The following is a 17,307-nucleotide window of genomic DNA, read 5'->3' on the forward strand; positions in this document are numbered from 1 at the left end:
CGCAATTTTTGAGTAGTTCATTTTTCGAACCAATTGGGTTCTAATATAAAACAACAAAATAAGGAAAACATAGAATGGCTAAGGGGCAATCTTTGCAAGATCCTTTCCTGAACGCATTACGTCGTGAAAGGGTTCCCGTTTCTATCTATTTGGTAAACGGCATTAAATTGCAGGGTCAGATCGAATCTTTTGACCAATTTGTTATTTTGCTGAAAAACACAGTAAGTCAGATGGTATACAAACATGCTATCTCTACCGTGGTACCTTCGCGTCCTGTTTCTCATCATAGCAATACAGGCACGAACCAAACTGGTACAGGCTACAATGGTGGCGCTGCTCAGCAGGATGATGTTGCAGAGTAATAATTCAATATTATTCTTGATATAAGAAAAACATAGGTAGGGAGACTTTACCTATGTTTTTTCCTGTTTTTATAAAGTCCAAGAGGTTTCGCCTTTGTTTGATCGTTATGAAGGTGGCGAATTAGCCGTTTTAGTGCACGTCTTCTTTTCTCAAGAAAAGAACGTTGATGATTTGCAAGAATTTGAATCTTTGGTGACATCTGCGGGTGTTAAACCGGTTCAGATTATTACAGGAAATCGTAAAGCACCTCATCCTAAATATTATGTGGGTGAAGGTAAGGCAGAAGAAATTGCCGAGGCTGTAAAAGCAAGTGGTGCAGATGTTGTTTTATTTAATCATGCACTGACACCTGCACAAGAGCGAAATCTGGAAAGACTTTGTGAATGCCGTGTGGTTGATCGCACGGGAGTTATCCTTGATATCTTTGCTCAAAGAGCAAGAACTCATGAAGGAAAGCTACAGGTAGAACTCGCCCAGTTACGTCACTTATCAACCCGTTTAGTCAGAGGGTGGACTCACCTTGAAAGACAAAAAGGGGGGATCGGGTTACGAGGACCAGGCGAAACTCAGCTAGAAACAGACCGCCGCTTACTCCGAGGTAAAATTAGTCAAATTCTAATGCGATTGGGTAGGGTTGAGCGTCAGCGTGAACAAGGACGGCAAGCGCGGAGTAAAGCTGATATTCCAACATTATCCCTTGTTGGTTACACGAATGCAGGGAAATCGAGTTTATTTAATCTCATTACCTGTTCTGATGTGTATGCAGCAGATCAGCTCTTTGCAACATTAGATCCGACACTAAGACGTATTCAAGTTGATGATGTGGGAACCGTTGTATTAGCCGATACTGTTGGATTTATTCGACATTTACCTCACGATCTTGTTGCTGCTTTTAAAGCGACTTTGCAAGAAACACGAGAAGCGACCTTACTTCTTCATGTTATTGATGCAGCAGATAGCCGTTTTGAGGAAAATATTCATGCCGTTGAAAGTGTATTAGAAGAGATTGATGCTCAAGAAATACCAACACTGCATGTTATGAACAAAATTGATCTTCTTGAAGACTTCACTCCAAGAATTGATCGAAATGAAGAAAACTTACCCGTTAGGGTTTGGGTTTCTGCACAAACAGGCGAAGGTATTCCTCTGTTGTATCAGGCGTTGACAGAACGTCTTTCAGGTGAGATCGCACACTTTGAATTACGTTTACCGCCAGAAAATACAGGGCGTTTACGTAGTCGTTTTTATCAATTACAGTCGATAGAACGTGAATGGATTGAAAAAGACGGTAAAGTTGGGCTAATCATACGTATGCCTATGGTAGACTGGCGCCGCCTTTGCAAGCAGGAACCAAATTTATTGGATTACGTGGTCTGAAACTCGGCCATAATAATGAACATTAACTGAGAGCTGGCGACGAAATCGGCTCTTAAGCCTGATAAATCTAATCATAATAATGGAGCTAGAACATGGCGTGGAATCAGCCCGGTAACAACGGACAAGACCGCGACCCGTGGGGTAACCGAAACAGCGGCAATAATAATGGCGATGGCAACGGTAACTCTAACGGCAATCAAGGAGGTCGGAATCGCGGAGCATCAGATCTCGATGATATGTTCCGTAAACTGAGTGAAAAGCTTGGTGGTTTCGGCGGTAAAAAAGGTGGAAACTCCTCTTCTGGGCAAAATGGCGGTCCTCGTAGTAATGCTGGAAATCTTTTGATTTCTCTTGCATTAGGTGCGGTAGTCGTGGTTTGGGCTGCAAGTGGTTTTTATACCATCAAAGAGGCAGAACAAGGCGTAGTGACTCGTTTTGGTAAATTTTACCAAATCGTTGAACCTGGTCTGAACTGGAAACCGACTTTCATTGATGAAGTTCAGCCTGTTAACGTAAAAACTATCCGTGATTTAACTACGGGTGGCATGATGTTAACGTCAGATGAAAACATGGTTCAAGTTGAGATAAACGTGCAGTATGTTGTCTCCGATCCAGAAACATTCCTGTTTAACCTGACAACACCAATTAACAGCTTAGGTCAGGCAACTGACAGCGCAGTACGTGGCGTTATTGGTCGTTCAGAAATGGAAAAAATTCTGACTTCTAACCGTTCAGAAATTCGTGACCAAACACGTCAAGAATTAGAAGAGACTATCCGTCCTTATAACATGGGTATCTCGATTGTGGACGTCAACTTCCAAGTTGCTCGCCCACCAGAAGCGGTAAAAGCGGCATTCGATGACGTAATCGCTGCCCGTGAAGAAGAACAAAAAACAATTCGTCAAGCTGAAGCGTATAAAAACGAAGTGTTACCGTTAGCAAAAGGTAACGCGCAACGTATGATTGAAGAAGCGACGGCTTATAAAACCAGTGTGGTGATGAAAGCAGAAGGTGAGGTAGCAAGCTTTGCTAAAATCTTACCTGAATATCGTGCTGCTCCTGAAATTACTCGCGAGCGTCTTTACATTGAAACGATGGAAAAAGTGCTATCAAAAACACGTAAAGTTATCGCTAATGATAAAGGTAACAGCATGTTAGTGCTGCCTTTAGAGCAAATGTTACGTCAGCAACCTCAATCTACACCATCGAATACGTTTGAGGCGCCAGCTCGTGTAACGGCACCTGCTCCAGCTGCAAATCCAGCACCGACACAAAAACCAGCGACAACGACTTATGGTAATGGTGGATATGGTAGTAATAATGGCGGTTATGGTCAGCCTTACGGCAATAATCAAGGAGGACAATAATCATGCGTAAAGTTATCGCTGTTGTTGCAGTTATTATTTTAGCGTTGTTGTACTCTTCTGTATTTGTCGTTCAACAGTATGAGCGTGGTATTATTTTACGCTTTGCGAAAGTTGTACGTGATGCTGAAAATAAACCTGTTGTTTATGAACCTGGTCTTCACTTTAAAATTCCATTTATTGAGAATGTGAAAAAACTGGATGCGCGTATTCAAACTATGAATATCCAGCAAGACCGTTTCTTATCAGGCGAGAATAAAGACTTATTAGTCGACTCTTATCTGAAATGGCGTATCAGTGATTTCAGCACCTACTATCTGGCAACAGGTGGTGGTAATACAACGCAAGCGGAAACATTACTGCGTCGTAAATTCAGTGACCGCTTACGTTCTGAGATTGGTCGTATGAGCGTAAACCAAATTATTACGGATTCTCGTGGTCGTTTAACCATTGATGTTCGTAATGCACTGAATGAAGGTACTCCATCTCGTGATTCAAGTGCTGCTGATGATGCGATTGCCATTGCTGCGAAGAAAGTAGCTGAAGAAACCAAAGGTCAAGCGCCTGCTATCAATATGAATAGTATGGCGGCTTTAGGTATTGAAGTGATTGACGTTCGAATCAAGCAAATAAACTTACCTATGGAAGTTTCTGAGGCGATTTATCAGCGCATGCGTGCAGAGCGTGAAGCCGTTGCTCGTCGTCACCGCTCACAAGGTCAAGAGCAAGCTGTGAAAATTCGCGCAGCTGCGGATAAGACCGTAACAGAGACACTTGCTGAATCTGAGCGTGAATCATTACGTCTTCGCGGTGAAGGTGATGCTCAAGCGACTAAACTGTTTGCTGATGCGTTCAACCAAGATCCAGACTTCTATGCCTTCATTCGTAGCTTACGTGCTTATGAAAAGAGCTTTAACCAAGATGGCAATGACGTCATGGTGTTAAGCCCAGATAGCGATTTCTTACGCTATATGAAAGCACCAACAAAAGCGCGAGCGATTGAAGAGTAATTTCCAAACGTATTAAACCGTTTGAGTAAATAATAAAATCCTCCACCTTAAAAAGTGGGGGATTTTTTTTGATATCAATAAGATAAAGCGAGTAATCTAGCTAAGAAATAAATAATTGTGCATAAAAAGATGAAAATTTACGCTTAATGGTTTCCAAAATGGTTTTAGCTGGGATAGTATAAAGTGAAAATTGCATTTCAAGATAAACCTTCGGCAATTCCGAAGCGTCTTCTTCGCCATTTTCACTTTTATGTCACTCTGCTTCCTGTTTTTGCGATCAAAACTGTTGATAAAATTCACAATACGTTTGTGATGCGGATTTTTCGGGCAAAAATATTGACAATGGCAAGATAATCTATTGCTTAAAAGCGGGGATGACATAATTAGATAAAATCTACTGTAACTCTTGAATTGAGATGGTAGAATCCTTTTTTAAGCAACCGAGTGTATTTTGAAATGAGTAATAACGTTGTCGTATTGGGCACCCAGTGGGGTGACGAAGGCAAAGGCAAGATAGTCGATTTGCTGACAGAACGCGCTAAATATGTTGTTCGCTACCAAGGTGGCCATAACGCAGGCCACACTCTAGTCATCGACGGTGAAAAAACCGTTCTTCATTTAATCCCATCAGGCATTCTCCGTGAAAATGTTGTTAGCATCATAGCAAACGGTGTCGTTTTATCGCCAGAAGCCCTGATGAAGGAAATGACTCAACTTGAAGATCGTGGCATTCCTGTTCGTTCTCGTTTACTTCTGTCTGAAGCTTGCCCATTAATCCTTCCTTATCACATCGCATTAGACAATGCGCGTGAAAAAGCGCGTGGCGAAAAAGCTATCGGCACAACAGGTCGTGGTATCGGTCCTGCTTACGAAGATAAAGTTGCTCGTCGCGGTTTACGTGTTGGCGATCTGTTTGATAAAAAAGCGTTTGCACAAAAACTCAAAGAAATCATCGAATACCATAACTTCCAACTGGTGAACTACTACAAAGTTGAACCTGTTGATTACCAAAAAACCTTAGACGATATCATGGCAATCGCTGATATTCTGACAGGTATGGTTGTTGATGTTTCAGACTTACTGTACAAAGCAACACAAAACGGTGAGTTAGTGATGTTTGAAGGTGCACAAGGTACTTTATTAGACATCGACCACGGTACTTATCCGTATGTAACCTCTTCAAACACAACCGCTGGTGGTGTGGCAACAGGTTCAGGTTTAGGCCCTCGCTATGTTGGTTACGTATTAGGGATCATCAAAGCTTACTCTACTCGTGTAGGTGCAGGTCCATTCCCAACTGAATTGTTTGATGAAGTGGGTGACTTCTTACGTGAGAAAGGCCAAGAATTTGGTGCAACTACAGGCCGTAGCCGTCGTACTGGCTGGTTAGATATCATCGCTATTCGTCGCGCTGTTCAAATCAACTCACTGTCTGGTTTCTGTATGACTAAACTGGATGTGTTAGATGGTCTGAAAGAAGTGAAACTGTGTGTTGGTTATCGTTTACCAAATGGTGAAGTGATTGATACAACACCTTTAGCAGCTGATGATTGGGAAGGTATCGAGCCTATCTACGAATCAATGCCAGGTTGGAACGAAAGTACTTTTGGTGTGAAAGATCATGCTCAACTGCCACAAGCAGCGCTGAACTACATCAAACGTGTAGAAGAACTGACAGGTGTTCCTGTTGATATCGTTTCTACTGGTCCAGACCGTTCAGAAACCATCATTCTCCGTCATCCATTTGATGCATAATTTGCATTAAATTGGTTTGATGTGAACATCGTCCCTGAAAATGACAGGGGCGATTTTTTCGTATCTGTTTGTTGGTTAAATTGAGATAAAAATACGTGTTACACATAAGATAAGACAGCTTTACACTCGGTTTTGCTTCTGTTCTATCAGTAACGCGTAAAAAACAGTAAGACAATGTTATTGTTGTAATATCAGAAATAAGAAAGCGATCTGTTGAAAATCGACAGTATCGCTTTTTCTTTGTCTGTGATATCGCTATTATTTTGTTAATAGTCAAGTGAGAGACGGAAATAACTCACTTTTGAGCATATCTTTGCTAAATGTCCAAAAATTAAACATAATATTGCTTAATAAAATGATATTCTCATTAATAATTACTGATCCCTTAACGACTTTAATAGGGAAAACCACTTTTCAGAGGTCATTGTGCAATTAACCAGTTTTACAGATTATGGATTGCGGGCATTGATATATATGGCTTCACTGCCAGAAGGCAAAATGACGAGTATCACTGAAGTGACACAAGTCTATGGTGTCTCGCGTAACCATATGGTGAAAATTATTAATCAACTTAGCCATTTAGGTTTTGTTGAGGCTATTCGCGGTAAAAATGGAGGGATCCGTTTAGGCAAGCCTGCAACAAACATCATCGTGGGTGAGGTTGTTCGTGCTTTAGAGCCACTTTCATTAGTAAACTGTAGTGCTGAGTTTTGCCACATTACCCCAGCTTGTCGACTAAAACTGGTGTTAAATCAGGCAATTGAGCAGTTTTTGAAAGAGTTAGACCGTCACACACTCGCCGAGCTAGTTGAAAATAATAGCTCCTTATATAAATTGTTATTAGAAGATGTTTGAGTCTACTATTTCATCAAATCTGATAGCTTGGAGGTCATAATGTCAAAAGATCCTTTTCAGGATAGAGAAGCAGAGAAATACGCCTCTCCAATTGCTAGTCGCGAATATATTTTAGAAGAAATGAAAAAACGCACGGCACCAATGAGTCGTGAAGATTTAGCACAGGCGTTAAAAATTTCTGGTGAAGAAGACTTAGAAGCGTTGCGTCGCCGTTTAAGAGCAATGGAACGTGATGGCCAATTAGTTTTTACCCGTCGCCAATGCTACGCATTACCTGAACGCCTTGATTTGTGGAAAGGCAAGGTAATCGGTCACCGAGATGGTTATGGTTTTTTACGTGCAGAAGGTCAAAAAGATGACCTCTATCTTTCACAAGATGAAATGAAAAAAACTATGCATGGCGATGTGATCCTTGCTCAACCTTTAGGTATGGATAGAAAAGGTCGCCGTGAAGGTCGTGTTGTTCGTGTTATTGAACCACGAAATAACCAAATTGTAGGTCGCTATTTTATTGAGTCAGGTATGGGATTTGTTGTACCTGATGATAGCCGTTTAAGCTTTGATATTCTTATTCCTAAAGAAGATATCATGGGCGCACGAATGGGAAATGTGGTTGTTGTTGAAATCACAACAAGACCTACTCGTCGCACTCAAGCAGTAGGACGTATCGTTGAGATCCTAGGCGAAACGATGGGAACAGGTATTGCAGTAGAAATCGCCCTGCGTACTCATGAGATCCCTTATACATGGCCTGAAAAAGTTACAAAAGAAGTTGCTGATTTAAAAGAAGAAGTTCCAGAATCAGCTAAGCAAGGACGTGTTGATTTACGCAAATTACCATTAATTACCATTGATGGTGAAGATGCACGAGATTTTGACGATGCGGTTTATTGTGAACGTAAGAAAGGCGGTGGCTGGCGTTTATGGGTCGCAATTGCGGATGTGAGCTATTATGTGCGTCCACAAACGGCATTAGATACAGAAGCGCGTAGCCGAGGAAACTCTGTTTATTTTCCTTCTCAAGTAGTGCCGATGTTGCCAGAAGTTCTGTCTAATGGATTGTGTTCATTAAATCCACAAGTTGACCGCTTATGTATGGTTTGTGAGATGACGATTTCTGAACAAGGGCGTCTTTCTTCTTATAAATTCTATGAAGCAGTCATGAGTTCTCATGCACGAATGACTTACACCAAAGTGTGGAAAATCATTCAAGGTGATGAGGAACTGCGTGAACACTATAAACCTATCGTTCAAGATATTGAGCATCTATATGAATTGTATCAAGTGCTAGATAAAGCGCGTGAGCAACGTGGTGCGATTGGTTTTGAATCAGAAGAAGCGAAGTTTATCTTTAATGCAGAGCGTCGTATTGAGCGTATTGAGCCAGTGGTTCGTAATGATGCACACAAATTGATTGAAGAGTGCATGATCCTTGCTAATATCGCAGCCGCTCGCTTTGTTGAGAAAAATGAAGAACCTGCACTTTATCGTATTCATGATAAGCCCAAAGAAGAGAGCGTCCTGAATTTGCGTTCAGTCTTTAATGAATTAGGGTTAACGTTGCCAGGAGGCTTAACGCCAGAGCCAGCAGACTACGCGCGTGTTATGAAAGAGGTTGAAGAGCGCCCTGATCGTGAAATGCTGCAAACCATGATCTTACGTTCTATGAAGCAAGCGATTTACGATCCTGAAAATCGTGGACACTTTGGTTTAGCATTGAAATCTTATGCTCACTTTACCTCGCCAATTCGTCGTTATCCTGACTTAGCCTTGCATCGTGCAATTAAATATCAAATTGCGAAACAAGCAGGTCACGGTTCACAGCGTTGGACACCAACAGGTGGCTACCATAGTGATATGGACACCATGTTGCAATTAGGCGAGCACTGCTCTTTAACTGAGCGCCGTGCTGATGAAGCAACACGAGATGTCGCTGATTGGCTGAAATGTGACTTTATGCTGGATCAAATCGGTCAACAATTTACAGGTATTATCACCAGCGTAACGGGCTTTGGTTTCTTTGTCCGCTTAAACGATCTGTTTATCGATGGTTTGGTGCATGTTTCCACATTAAATAATGATTACTATCAATATGACAATGTTGGTCAGCGCTTGATTGGTGAGTCTTCAGGGCAAGTTTATCGCCTTGGTGATGAAGTGGAAGTGAAAGTGGAAGCAGTGAGTATGGATGAACGTACTATCGACTTCTCTTTAATTTCAACAACACGTACCGCGCGTAATCCGGGTAAAACAGCCCGTGTTCGTGGCCTAAAAGGTGAAAAAGACAAGAAAAACGCAAGTTCTAGTAAGTCTCGTCGTCGTGATGCAAGCAAAGACAAAAACTTTGAGCCAGATAGTGCTTTCAAAAAAGGCAAATCATCAGGTCGAGGTAATGCGAGCAAAGACAAAGCTGTAAAAGACCAAGTTGCGAAAGATAAAGCAAGTAGCAAACGTAAGAAAGCATCATCACAAACCAAAAAGATAGAGGCAAAACTTAAAGCTAAACGCGCAGCCAAACGCGATAACGCATAAAGTTTCGTTCTTCTGGTTCTTTTTTAAAAGGCGGAGACTCCGCCTTTTATCTGTTTTGTGCCTTTTATTTTTTAATGAGTAAGCACCGCTATGAGCGAAGAAATTATTTATGGTATTCACGCAGTAACCGCATTACTTGAGCGTGATCCTGCACGTTTTAAAGAAGTTTATGTATTAAAAGGGCGCGAAGACCGCCGTTTAACACCTGTTATTCATGAATTAGAAGCTCAAGGTATTCTGGTTCAAGTGGCTAATCGTCAATGGTTAGATAGCCAAACAGAAGGTGCTGTTCACCAAGGTATTATTGCTAAAGTAAAACCCGGTCGTCAGTATCAAGAACAAGATTTACCAGACTTATTAGCTAAAGTCGGCACACCTTTCTTATTAGTGCTAGATGGTGTTACTGATCCCCATAATTTAGGGGCTTGTTTACGTAGCGCAGATGCAGCTGGTGTGCATGCTGTTATCGTTCCCAAAGATCGTTCTGCACAATTAAACGCAACAGCCAAAAAAGTGGCTTGTGGTGCAGCAGAAAGTGTTCCTTTAATTAAAGTGACTAACCTTGCTCGTACATTACGTTTCCTGCAAGAAGAGAACGTTTGGATTGTCGGCACAGCAGGCGAAGCAGACCATACTTTATATCAAAGCAAACTCACTGGCCCAATGGCATTAGTGATGGGCGCTGAAGGTGAAGGTATGCGTCGTTTAACTCGAGAGCATTGTGATGAGCTGATTAGTATCCCAATGGCGGGTACGGTGTCTTCACTCAACGTTTCTGTGGCAACCGGCGTTTGCTTATTTGAAGCGATGCGCCAGCGTATTATTGTTAAATAATCGCTGAGTTTATTTTATTCTCTATACTCCCTTGAGTTTTATTGGCCGCGGGGGTATAGTTACGCGTCAATTTTTTCAGTCACAACTTAAACAAGTTCCTTGCCTCCATGGGTGGTGACTGACCCTGACAGGAGGCTGATAAATCCGTAAGGAGCAATATCAAATGCGTCATTACGAAATCGTTTTTATGGTTCATCCTGACCAGAGCGAACAAGTTCCGGGCATGATCGAGCGTTATAAAACCGCTATCACTAATGCAAATGGTCAGATCCACCGTCTAGAAGACTGGGGTCGTCGTCAATTAGCTTATCCAATCAACAAACTGCACAAAGCACATTACGTTCTGATGAACGTTGAAGCTCCGCAGGAAGTGATTGATGAACTGGAAACTACTTTCCGTTTCAACGATGCCGTTCTCCGCAACATGATTATGCGTACTAAACACGCAGTAACTGAAGCTTCTCCAATGGTTAAAGCAAAAGACGAACGCCGTCGTGATATCGCTGATGACCTCGATGATGAAGATGAAGTTGATGATGTAGCAGAGGATTCTGAAGAGTAATTAGTGCTGTGACGGCTAATAATCATTTGGTGCTAACTGGCACAGTGTGCAAAGCATTAATTCGAAAAGTTAGCCCCGCTGGGATCCCGCACTGTCAATTTGTTATTGAACATCGTTCAATACAAGAAGAGGCGGGATTAAAAAGACAATCATGGTGTCGAATGCCCATTATTGCTAGCGGGAAAGCGTTACAAGCAGTTACTCACAGTATAACGGTCGGCAGCCAAATCACCGTTTCTGGATTCATTAGTAGCCATCAGGCGCGAAATGGATTGTTTAAATTGGTGCTTCATGCCGAGCAGATTGAATTGATAGATTCTGGAGACTAGCCATATGGCACGTTATTTCCGTCGTCGTAAGTTCTGCCGTTTCACAGCAGAAGGCGTACAAGAGATCGATTATAAAGATATCGCTACGCTGAAAAACTATATCACTGAAAGTGGTAAAATTGTACCAAGTCGTATCACCGGTACTCGTGCAAAATACCAGCGTCAGCTGGCTCGTGCTATCAAGCGCGCACGCTACCTGTCTTTATTACCTTATACTGATCGTCATCAGTAATAGGTATATAGTCCATTAATGACTTGTAGAGGATAAGGTAATGCAAATTATTCTGCTTGATAAAGTAGCGAATCTGGGTAGCCTGGGTGATCAGGTTAACGTAAAATCGGGCTATGCTCGTAACTATTTAATCCCACAGGGTAAAGCTGTTTCTGCGACTAAGAAAAACATCGAGTTTTTCGAAGCGCGTCGTGCTGAGTTAGAAGCTAAATTAGCTGAAACTTTAGCAGCAGCCGAAGCTCGTGCAGCGAAGATCAATGCACTGGGTTCTGTCACTATCAGCTCTAAAGCGGGTGACGAAGGTAAACTGTTTGGTTCAATCGGTACTCGTGACATCGCTGATGCAGTAACTGCAGCTGGCGTTGAAATGTGTAAGAGCGAAGTTCGCCTGCCAAATGGCGTTCTGCGTACTACTGGTGACCACGAAGTTCACTTCCAAGTTCACAGTGACGTATTCGCTGAACTGAATGTTATCATCGTTGCTGAATAATCTCTGATTAAACAGTTAATGTTGATAAAGAAAAACGCCAGCTAAGCTGGCGTTTTTTTTGGATAAATAAAGGCTTTTTTTACTATGGTGTACGGTAATAACTTCCATCACTCAAACGAGTGTAAGTGATAACAGTACCAGCGCTATTTGTCACTTCTAGCATACTGACATCACCTTGTGGATTACGCTGTAAGCGAATAGCTTGCCCTGAGCGCAATTGGCTTAATGATTTCTGTTGGTCTTCTGATTTCGCCATAGAAAATGCATCATTGACAGGAAGTTGATTGTCTCTAAAAAGCTGCGCTAAGGTTTGCCCCTCTTTAATGGTGTAAGTCTGCCATGTTTGCGCTGGTGTTGATTGAGTGTCTTGTTGCGGTGTTGTTTGAGCAATATTTCCCTCAGGATCATTTGTCGTTGGAGCCTCAATTGATGGAGAAATCCCAGGTTCGGCATTTGAGTTTATTTGTGCTTGAGGGATCGGTGTTTGATACGCTGGATCATTGGTAGATGCTATTGGCACAGGAAGATCATGCGTTGATGATGACGGTTGAGGTGGCTCACTAGTGTTTTCACTTGTCGGCCAAAAAAACACGACCAATAAAGCAATAGCAATAACCAGTATTGCTCGACGATGTAAGCCAGGGAATTTGCCCATATTCACCTCATTATTGATCTGTGAATCAGTATTATGAATTGCTGTAACATCTTTTTTATTCCTTGTAGCCATACTAGCACGAACCATGATCCTAACCTGCTCCCTGAATTCTTTTCAGAATTATCTATTCGCTCTAACCGTTAATGTTCTTTATTCCCTTGATGGTTAACTAAAAACAGTTTCATACGTTGATACACATTTTTATCAGTTTCTATGGTTAAAGCCTGTGTTAATTCACCATAAAGATCATGAGGCAATAATGTGTCAGACCATGTTGAAAGAACATTCAGCGCCATATTTCTATCACGCAATGTTGGACTGCGTAATTGCCTTTTGATAAGTGACCAGCCGATACCAGGAAAACCACCAAGATCTTGCATAATATATTCAACGGCATGATGAGACTGATATTCAGAGTCGGTAGTTATTAATGGATCATCTATGCTATCTAATGCTGTTAATTCAATTTGTTGTTCTGCAAGTTTAACTACTCTTTCTATTTTGTGAGAAGCATCTGTTTGCATTAATTGGTGCCACCAATCCGCATTGGGGTTGTCTTTTTGTAGTGAAAAGAGTAATTCCCAAATATCAAGGCGAAGAGATTTAGCGACAAGGCTTGCTTGGTAATTTTTTGAGCGAGAAGGATTTTGTAATGCTTCGATAATGAGTGTCGACCATTCTGGTTTTTGAATAATATTTTGTGAAGCAGAGATAATTTGTTGTTGGCATTGATCGTTCCAGCCGAGAGACTCGAGTAATAACCAATCTTCACCACTATTTTGCACAAAATCAGCGATTTCACAGACACAATAAAGGAGCTTTAACTCTTTTGGTGGCAAAGTATCGACTTGTGAAATAAAAGCATTACACGCTTGGGTGCCCTCTACATAATCATAGATATCTTTTGCAGGACCTCCATTAAGCAGTGCGCGTAAAAGATCACTACAACCAAGTAGTAACTCATTATCTAAAGGATGCGTGTTCAACATCGCTAATAATGCCCCTTTTGTGACACAGTCATAGGCCACATATTCTGTCATCACATTATTTTTATACCCTTCAGTCAGCAGCCAATAGCGATTATTAACAGACAGTGTTGAAGGCAGATGTTCGATAAATTGAATACGTCCCCAGCCTTTAGTTCGTTGACCTAGGGAATATAAAAAAGGCTCAAATTCTTCACAGGAGAGACGCTGTTTCAGCGATCGAATAGCATAAAGTGTAAATTCAGGGTGAAGAGCAAACAATAAAAGTAAACGTTGAGAAGTACTATCGTTAAACGATCCTAATAGCCCTAAGGCGATTTTGATCGGATTCTTATCAGGACTTAACTTCAAGATCCATAAAATGAGTTGAAAATAGATCTCATGATTAATCAGTGTTTCATCTTGTTCTATTTTCTCTATCAGATGTGAAAGATAGGTAATAGGCGCGAGTTTATCTTGGCAGGCCATTAAATAAAAAGAATCGACATGCTCTTTATCAGGCAAAAGAACGACATGCTTTATTGCATGATAGAGCGACAAGGCAAATTCTTCACATACTTTTTGAGAAGGCTGTTGTTCAATCGCTCGACCTATTCGTTGGTGCAAAATAATACCTTCGCGAGCACCTGCTGACCAACTAAAAGGGATTGAATCATAATCAGATTTTATTTTTAGGTGAGAGTCTGACAATAGATTTAATTCATCAGGTAAAGGTGTATCACCTATTTCATAAGGAGCTAATTGTGAAAGAATTGAAGGAACAGAAGAAGGACAAACCTTAGGAAAGTCTATTGTGAGGTCGATAGACAGAGGTGACTTACTGAAAAGCTTATCGCGCCAATTAGTCATAATAGATCCTATTTGTTTTGCCGTCTTAGTATAACTTTAGCGGAAAATAGGAAAGCTGGACAAAAAAAGCCAGAAAATCCACTTATATCACTTAAAAAATCCCTACCCGAAACATACCTCCCTTCTTGAGATAAAAAACAAATCAAAAAAAACTGGTCAATAAAATTAAAAAGCGGTACATTAGCGCAATTCTAGATTTGTTATATTATAACATTACAAATAAATGGGGTTTATTATGAAACTAGGTATCCACCCTCAATATCGAACAGTGATTTTCCATGACACTAGTGCAGATGCTTATTTTAAAGTGGGTTCAACCATCCAAACGGAAAAGACAATAGAGTATGAGGGGCAAACATACCCTTATGTGACATTAGATGTCTCCTCTCAATCACACCCATTTTATACCGGTAAGCAGAAGACTCATTCTCAAGAAGGTAATGTGGCACGCTTTAATAAACGTTTTGGTCAATTTATTAAGTAAGGAAGAAAAAATGCAGGTATTAAGTTCATTGAAAAGCGCTAAACAACGCCATCCAGATTGTAAAGTGGTGCGTCGCCGTGGTCGCCTTTATGTAATTTGTAAGTCAAATCCACGTTTTAAAGCTGTTCAGGGGTAAGAGCATGCAAAAACCAATTCTTTCTTGTGTTTTGATTATGGGATTATTGGGTAGTGCAATGTCGGTTTTAGCACATGGTCACCATCATGAAAAAGTACAAACACAAGCACAGCGAGATGCAGCGAATGGGATTTTCGAGGACAAGGATGTTCTCGATCGTAAACTCAGCGATTGGGAAGGGGTATGGCAATCTGTAGAGCCTTATCTTCTTAGTGGCGAACTCGATGTTGTTTTACAGAAAAAGGCAGAGACGAAAAAAGATAAAACTGTTGAAGAGTATCGTGCCTACTACGCACAAGGCTACAAAACAGATGTGGATATGATTGGTATTGAAAATAATATCATTGAATTTCATCAAGGTGAGAAAGTAGAGAGTTGCGAATATCACTATGATGGTTATCGTATTTTACATTATGAGTCTGGTAAAAAAGGGGTTCGTTATTTATTTAGATGTGACGATGCTACAAGCCAAGCACCTAAATTTATTCAATTTAGCGACCATATTATTGCACCAGAGAAAGCAGGGCATTTCCATTTATATATGGGCAATACATCGCAAGATGAATTACTTAAAGAGCTGAGTAATTGGCCAACTTACTATCCTTATTCTATGAAGGCAGATGATATTGTTCATGAAATGCTTTATCACTGATAACTAATTGATAAAAATATTGGGCTAACACCTTATACCCTTGGTTATTACCGAGGGTATTTTTTTTTAACAATAATGATAAAAAAGGAAAAAGCAGTAGCATCCATGCTGACTTACTTTTATAAGTTGGGTTAACGATTATTTATAACCCTTGGCAGAGGTATTTCATTTCCATATAGTCTTCAATGCCGTGTTCAGAGCCTTCACGACCTAAACCTGATTGTTTAATGCCACCAAATGGTGCAACCTCATTGGAAATTAAACCTGTATTAATTCCCACCATGCCGTATTCTAAATTTTCAGCGACACGCCAAATACGTTGTGGATTTTCACTATAAAAATAAGCGGCTAAACCATAAATCGTGTTATTCGCTAAATGCACTACTTCATCTTCATTTTCAAAGATAACTAAAGGTGCCACAGGGCCAAAGATCTCTTCTTCAAGAATATGACTATCTGCGGGAACATTACCCACAACAGTAGGTTGGAAGAAATTTTCACCCGCTTTATCGCTTTCACCACCACAAAGTAGTGTAGCGCCACGTTTTAGTGTGTCAGCCAGTAAAGATTGTGATTTTTCAACTGCTTTGCGATTAATAAGAGGCCCAATAGTGACACCTTCTTCAAAACCGTTACCCACTTTGAGTTTTTTAACAGCAGCAACAAAGTGTTCACTAAATTGTTGATAAACATCTTTATGAATATAAAAACGGTTAGCACAAACACAGGTTTGTCCTGCATTGCGGAATTTAGCGCCCATAGCCCCTTCAACGGCTTTATCTATATCAGCGTCGTCAAACACGATAAATGGTGCATTGCCGCCCAATTCTAAAGAGACTTTTTTTACGCTATCCGAGCACTGACGCATTAATAAACGTCCAACGCCTGTCGAACCCGTAAAACTTAATTTACGAACGCGATTATCAGAGGTGAAGACTTCGCCAATTTTAATGGCATCACCTGTAACAATATTAATAACACCCGCAGGAATACCTGCTTGAGCTGCTAATTCCGCTAAAGCCAATGCGGTATAAGGTGTTTCATTGGCTGGTTTAATCACCATGGTGCAACCCGCGGCTAATGCTGGTGCGGCTTTTCGGGTGATCATAGCAGCAGGGAAGTTCCAAGGCGTAATGGCAGCACAAACACCAATACCTTGTTTAATCACCATCAAGCGTTTATCAGCAGAAGGTGAGGGAATAATTTCACCGTTGGTTCTCTTACCTTGCTCTGCAAACCACTCGATAAAAGAAGCAGCATAAGTAATTTCACCTTCAGCTTCAGCAACAGGTTTACCCTGCTCAAGGGTCATTAATTCAGCAAGTTTTCTTTTATTTTCAGTGATTAATCTAAACCAGTTTTGCAATAATGCTCCGCGCTGATGTGCTGTAAGTGCACGCCATTTTGGTAAGGCTTTTTGTGCAGCATCAACAGCCATTATTGCTTCTTGTGTTGCCATATTGGGTACAGTACCAAGTAGAGCACCTGTGGCAGGATCGATAACATCAACGGTTTCGTTATTTTTAGCATTACACCAAAGACCATCAATATAGCCTTGTTCACGGAAATAGGGATTTGTCGTTATCTTCACTTAATACCTCTCTGAACATATTATATATTGATATTTATAAGGCTAGGCAGTTCGGTGCCTGCTTATAATTATATGCCTGTGTTGCGATGTTGTGAAAATAAGTATGACAAATGCCAAGAAAAAAATGTCAAATTGAGGTGAATAGGGTCAATTGCTTATGTTTTTAATGAATAATCCCCATTACTCAAGACTGAAGGTTTACGCTGTACCTTACCACTGTTATTCTTGGGTTTAACTTTCATAAAAAACAG

General features: G+C 40.9%; 18 protein-coding genes. 15 read left to right on the forward strand and 3 right to left on the reverse strand.

All coding sequences use genetic code 11. The annotated features are described in order from the left end of the window. Positions 1–74 precede the first annotated feature (74 nt). From hfq to rplI, 12 genes are all read left to right on the forward strand, one after another. Positions 75–362, forward strand: a complete 288-nt coding sequence (hfq, locus tag ACNART_RS13580; protein ID WP_075672788.1) for an RNA chaperone Hfq — start codon at positions 75–77, stop codon at positions 360–362. Between the two features lie 94 nt (positions 363–456). Next, a complete protein-coding gene (hflX, locus tag ACNART_RS13585; RefSeq protein WP_198630252.1) occupies positions 457–1,740 on the forward strand; it encodes a ribosome rescue GTPase HflX in 1,284 nt (427 codons plus the stop codon). Between the two features lie 92 nt (positions 1,741–1,832). After that, entirely contained in the window at positions 1,833–3,107 is a 1,275-nt protein-coding gene (gene hflK, locus ACNART_RS13590) for an FtsH protease activity modulator HflK (protein WP_198620231.1), read from the forward strand. Between the two features lie 2 nt (positions 3,108–3,109). Continuing rightward, entirely contained in the window at positions 3,110–4,114 is a 1,005-nt protein-coding gene (gene hflC, locus ACNART_RS13595) for a protease modulator HflC (RefSeq protein ID WP_075672791.1), read from the forward strand. 456 nt (positions 4,115–4,570) lie between these two features. Further along, complete coding sequence (locus ACNART_RS13600; RefSeq protein WP_099076371.1) at positions 4,571–5,869, forward strand: adenylosuccinate synthase; 1,299 nt, start codon at positions 4,571–4,573, stop codon at positions 5,867–5,869. A 426-nt stretch (positions 5,870–6,295) separates the two neighbouring features. Beyond that, positions 6,296–6,724 carry a nitric oxide-sensing transcriptional repressor NsrR gene (gene nsrR, locus ACNART_RS13605; RefSeq protein WP_109372704.1) on the forward strand — a complete coding sequence of 143 codons (429 nt, stop codon included), beginning with the start codon at positions 6,296–6,298 and terminating at the stop codon, positions 6,722–6,724. A gap of 39 nt (positions 6,725–6,763) precedes the next feature. After that, the gene (rnr, locus tag ACNART_RS13610) at positions 6,764–9,256 is read left to right on the forward strand and encodes a ribonuclease R (RefSeq protein ID WP_198620230.1); all 2,493 of its coding nucleotides are present in this window, start codon (positions 6,764–6,766) and stop codon (positions 9,254–9,256) included. A 102-nt stretch (positions 9,257–9,358) separates the two neighbouring features. Continuing rightward, positions 9,359–10,090 carry a 23S rRNA (guanosine(2251)-2'-O)-methyltransferase RlmB gene (rlmB, locus tag ACNART_RS13615; protein ID WP_164996193.1) on the forward strand — a complete coding sequence of 244 codons (732 nt, stop codon included), beginning with the start codon at positions 9,359–9,361 and terminating at the stop codon, positions 10,088–10,090. Positions 10,091–10,253: 163 nt separating this feature from the next. Further along, the gene (gene rpsF / locus ACNART_RS13620; protein WP_023583607.1) at positions 10,254–10,652 is read left to right on the forward strand and encodes a 30S ribosomal protein S6; all 399 of its coding nucleotides are present in this window, start codon (positions 10,254–10,256) and stop codon (positions 10,650–10,652) included. An 8-nt stretch (positions 10,653–10,660) separates the two neighbouring features. After that, complete coding sequence (priB, locus tag ACNART_RS13625; protein ID WP_006535746.1) at positions 10,661–10,981, forward strand: primosomal replication protein N; 321 nt, start codon at positions 10,661–10,663, stop codon at positions 10,979–10,981. Positions 10,982–10,985: 4 nt separating this feature from the next. Continuing rightward, entirely contained in the window at positions 10,986–11,213 is a 228-nt protein-coding gene (rpsR, locus tag ACNART_RS13630) for a 30S ribosomal protein S18 (protein ID WP_000135199.1), read from the forward strand. Positions 11,214–11,253: 40 nt separating this feature from the next. Continuing rightward, the gene (rplI, locus tag ACNART_RS13635) at positions 11,254–11,703 is read left to right on the forward strand and encodes a 50S ribosomal protein L9 (protein ID WP_023583606.1); all 450 of its coding nucleotides are present in this window, start codon (positions 11,254–11,256) and stop codon (positions 11,701–11,703) included. 82 nt (positions 11,704–11,785) lie between these two features. Here rplI and ACNART_RS13640 read toward each other — a convergent pair whose 3' ends face one another. Together ACNART_RS13640 and ACNART_RS13645 are read right to left on the reverse strand one after the other, a co-directional pair. Further along, on the reverse strand, positions 11,786–12,430 hold the full coding sequence (locus tag ACNART_RS13640; RefSeq protein ID WP_232799443.1) for a LysM-like peptidoglycan-binding domain-containing protein: 645 nt from the start codon (positions 12,428–12,430) through the stop codon (positions 11,786–11,788). Positions 12,431–12,498: 68 nt separating this feature from the next. Next, positions 12,499–14,193 (reverse strand): hypothetical protein, encoded by a 1,695-nt coding sequence (locus tag ACNART_RS13645; protein ID WP_198630254.1) that lies wholly within the window; start codon positions 14,191–14,193, stop codon positions 12,499–12,501. A 235-nt stretch (positions 14,194–14,428) separates the two neighbouring features. Between ACNART_RS13645 and ACNART_RS13650 the strand changes: the two genes are divergently transcribed. Genes ACNART_RS13650 through zinT form a run of 3 tightly spaced genes read left to right on the forward strand, consistent with a single transcriptional unit; the run spans position 14,429 to position 15,465 of the window. Beyond that, the gene (locus ACNART_RS13650; RefSeq protein WP_023583603.1) at positions 14,429–14,677 is read left to right on the forward strand and encodes a type B 50S ribosomal protein L31; all 249 of its coding nucleotides are present in this window, start codon (positions 14,429–14,431) and stop codon (positions 14,675–14,677) included. 10 nt (positions 14,678–14,687) lie between these two features. Further along, positions 14,688–14,813, forward strand: coding sequence for a type B 50S ribosomal protein L36 (gene ykgO / locus ACNART_RS13655; protein ID WP_006535739.1), 126 nt, complete (start codon positions 14,688–14,690; stop codon positions 14,811–14,813). Positions 14,814–14,817: 4 nt separating this feature from the next. Further along, a complete protein-coding gene (gene zinT, locus ACNART_RS13660) occupies positions 14,818–15,465 on the forward strand; it encodes a metal-binding protein ZinT (RefSeq protein WP_198620227.1) in 648 nt (215 codons plus the stop codon). A 142-nt stretch (positions 15,466–15,607) separates the two neighbouring features. On the opposite strand, the gene ACNART_RS13665 is transcribed toward zinT, so the two are convergent. Next, on the reverse strand, positions 15,608–17,056 hold the full coding sequence (locus ACNART_RS13665) for an NAD-dependent succinate-semialdehyde dehydrogenase (RefSeq protein ID WP_198632454.1): 1,449 nt from the start codon (positions 17,054–17,056) through the stop codon (positions 15,608–15,610). Positions 17,057–17,307: the final 251 nt, after the last annotated feature.

It is taken from the genome of Proteus sp. LHD240705 (genome assembly GCF_047921555.1).
In the GTDB taxonomy this organism is placed as follows: Bacteria; Pseudomonadota; Gammaproteobacteria; order Enterobacterales; family Enterobacteriaceae; genus Proteus.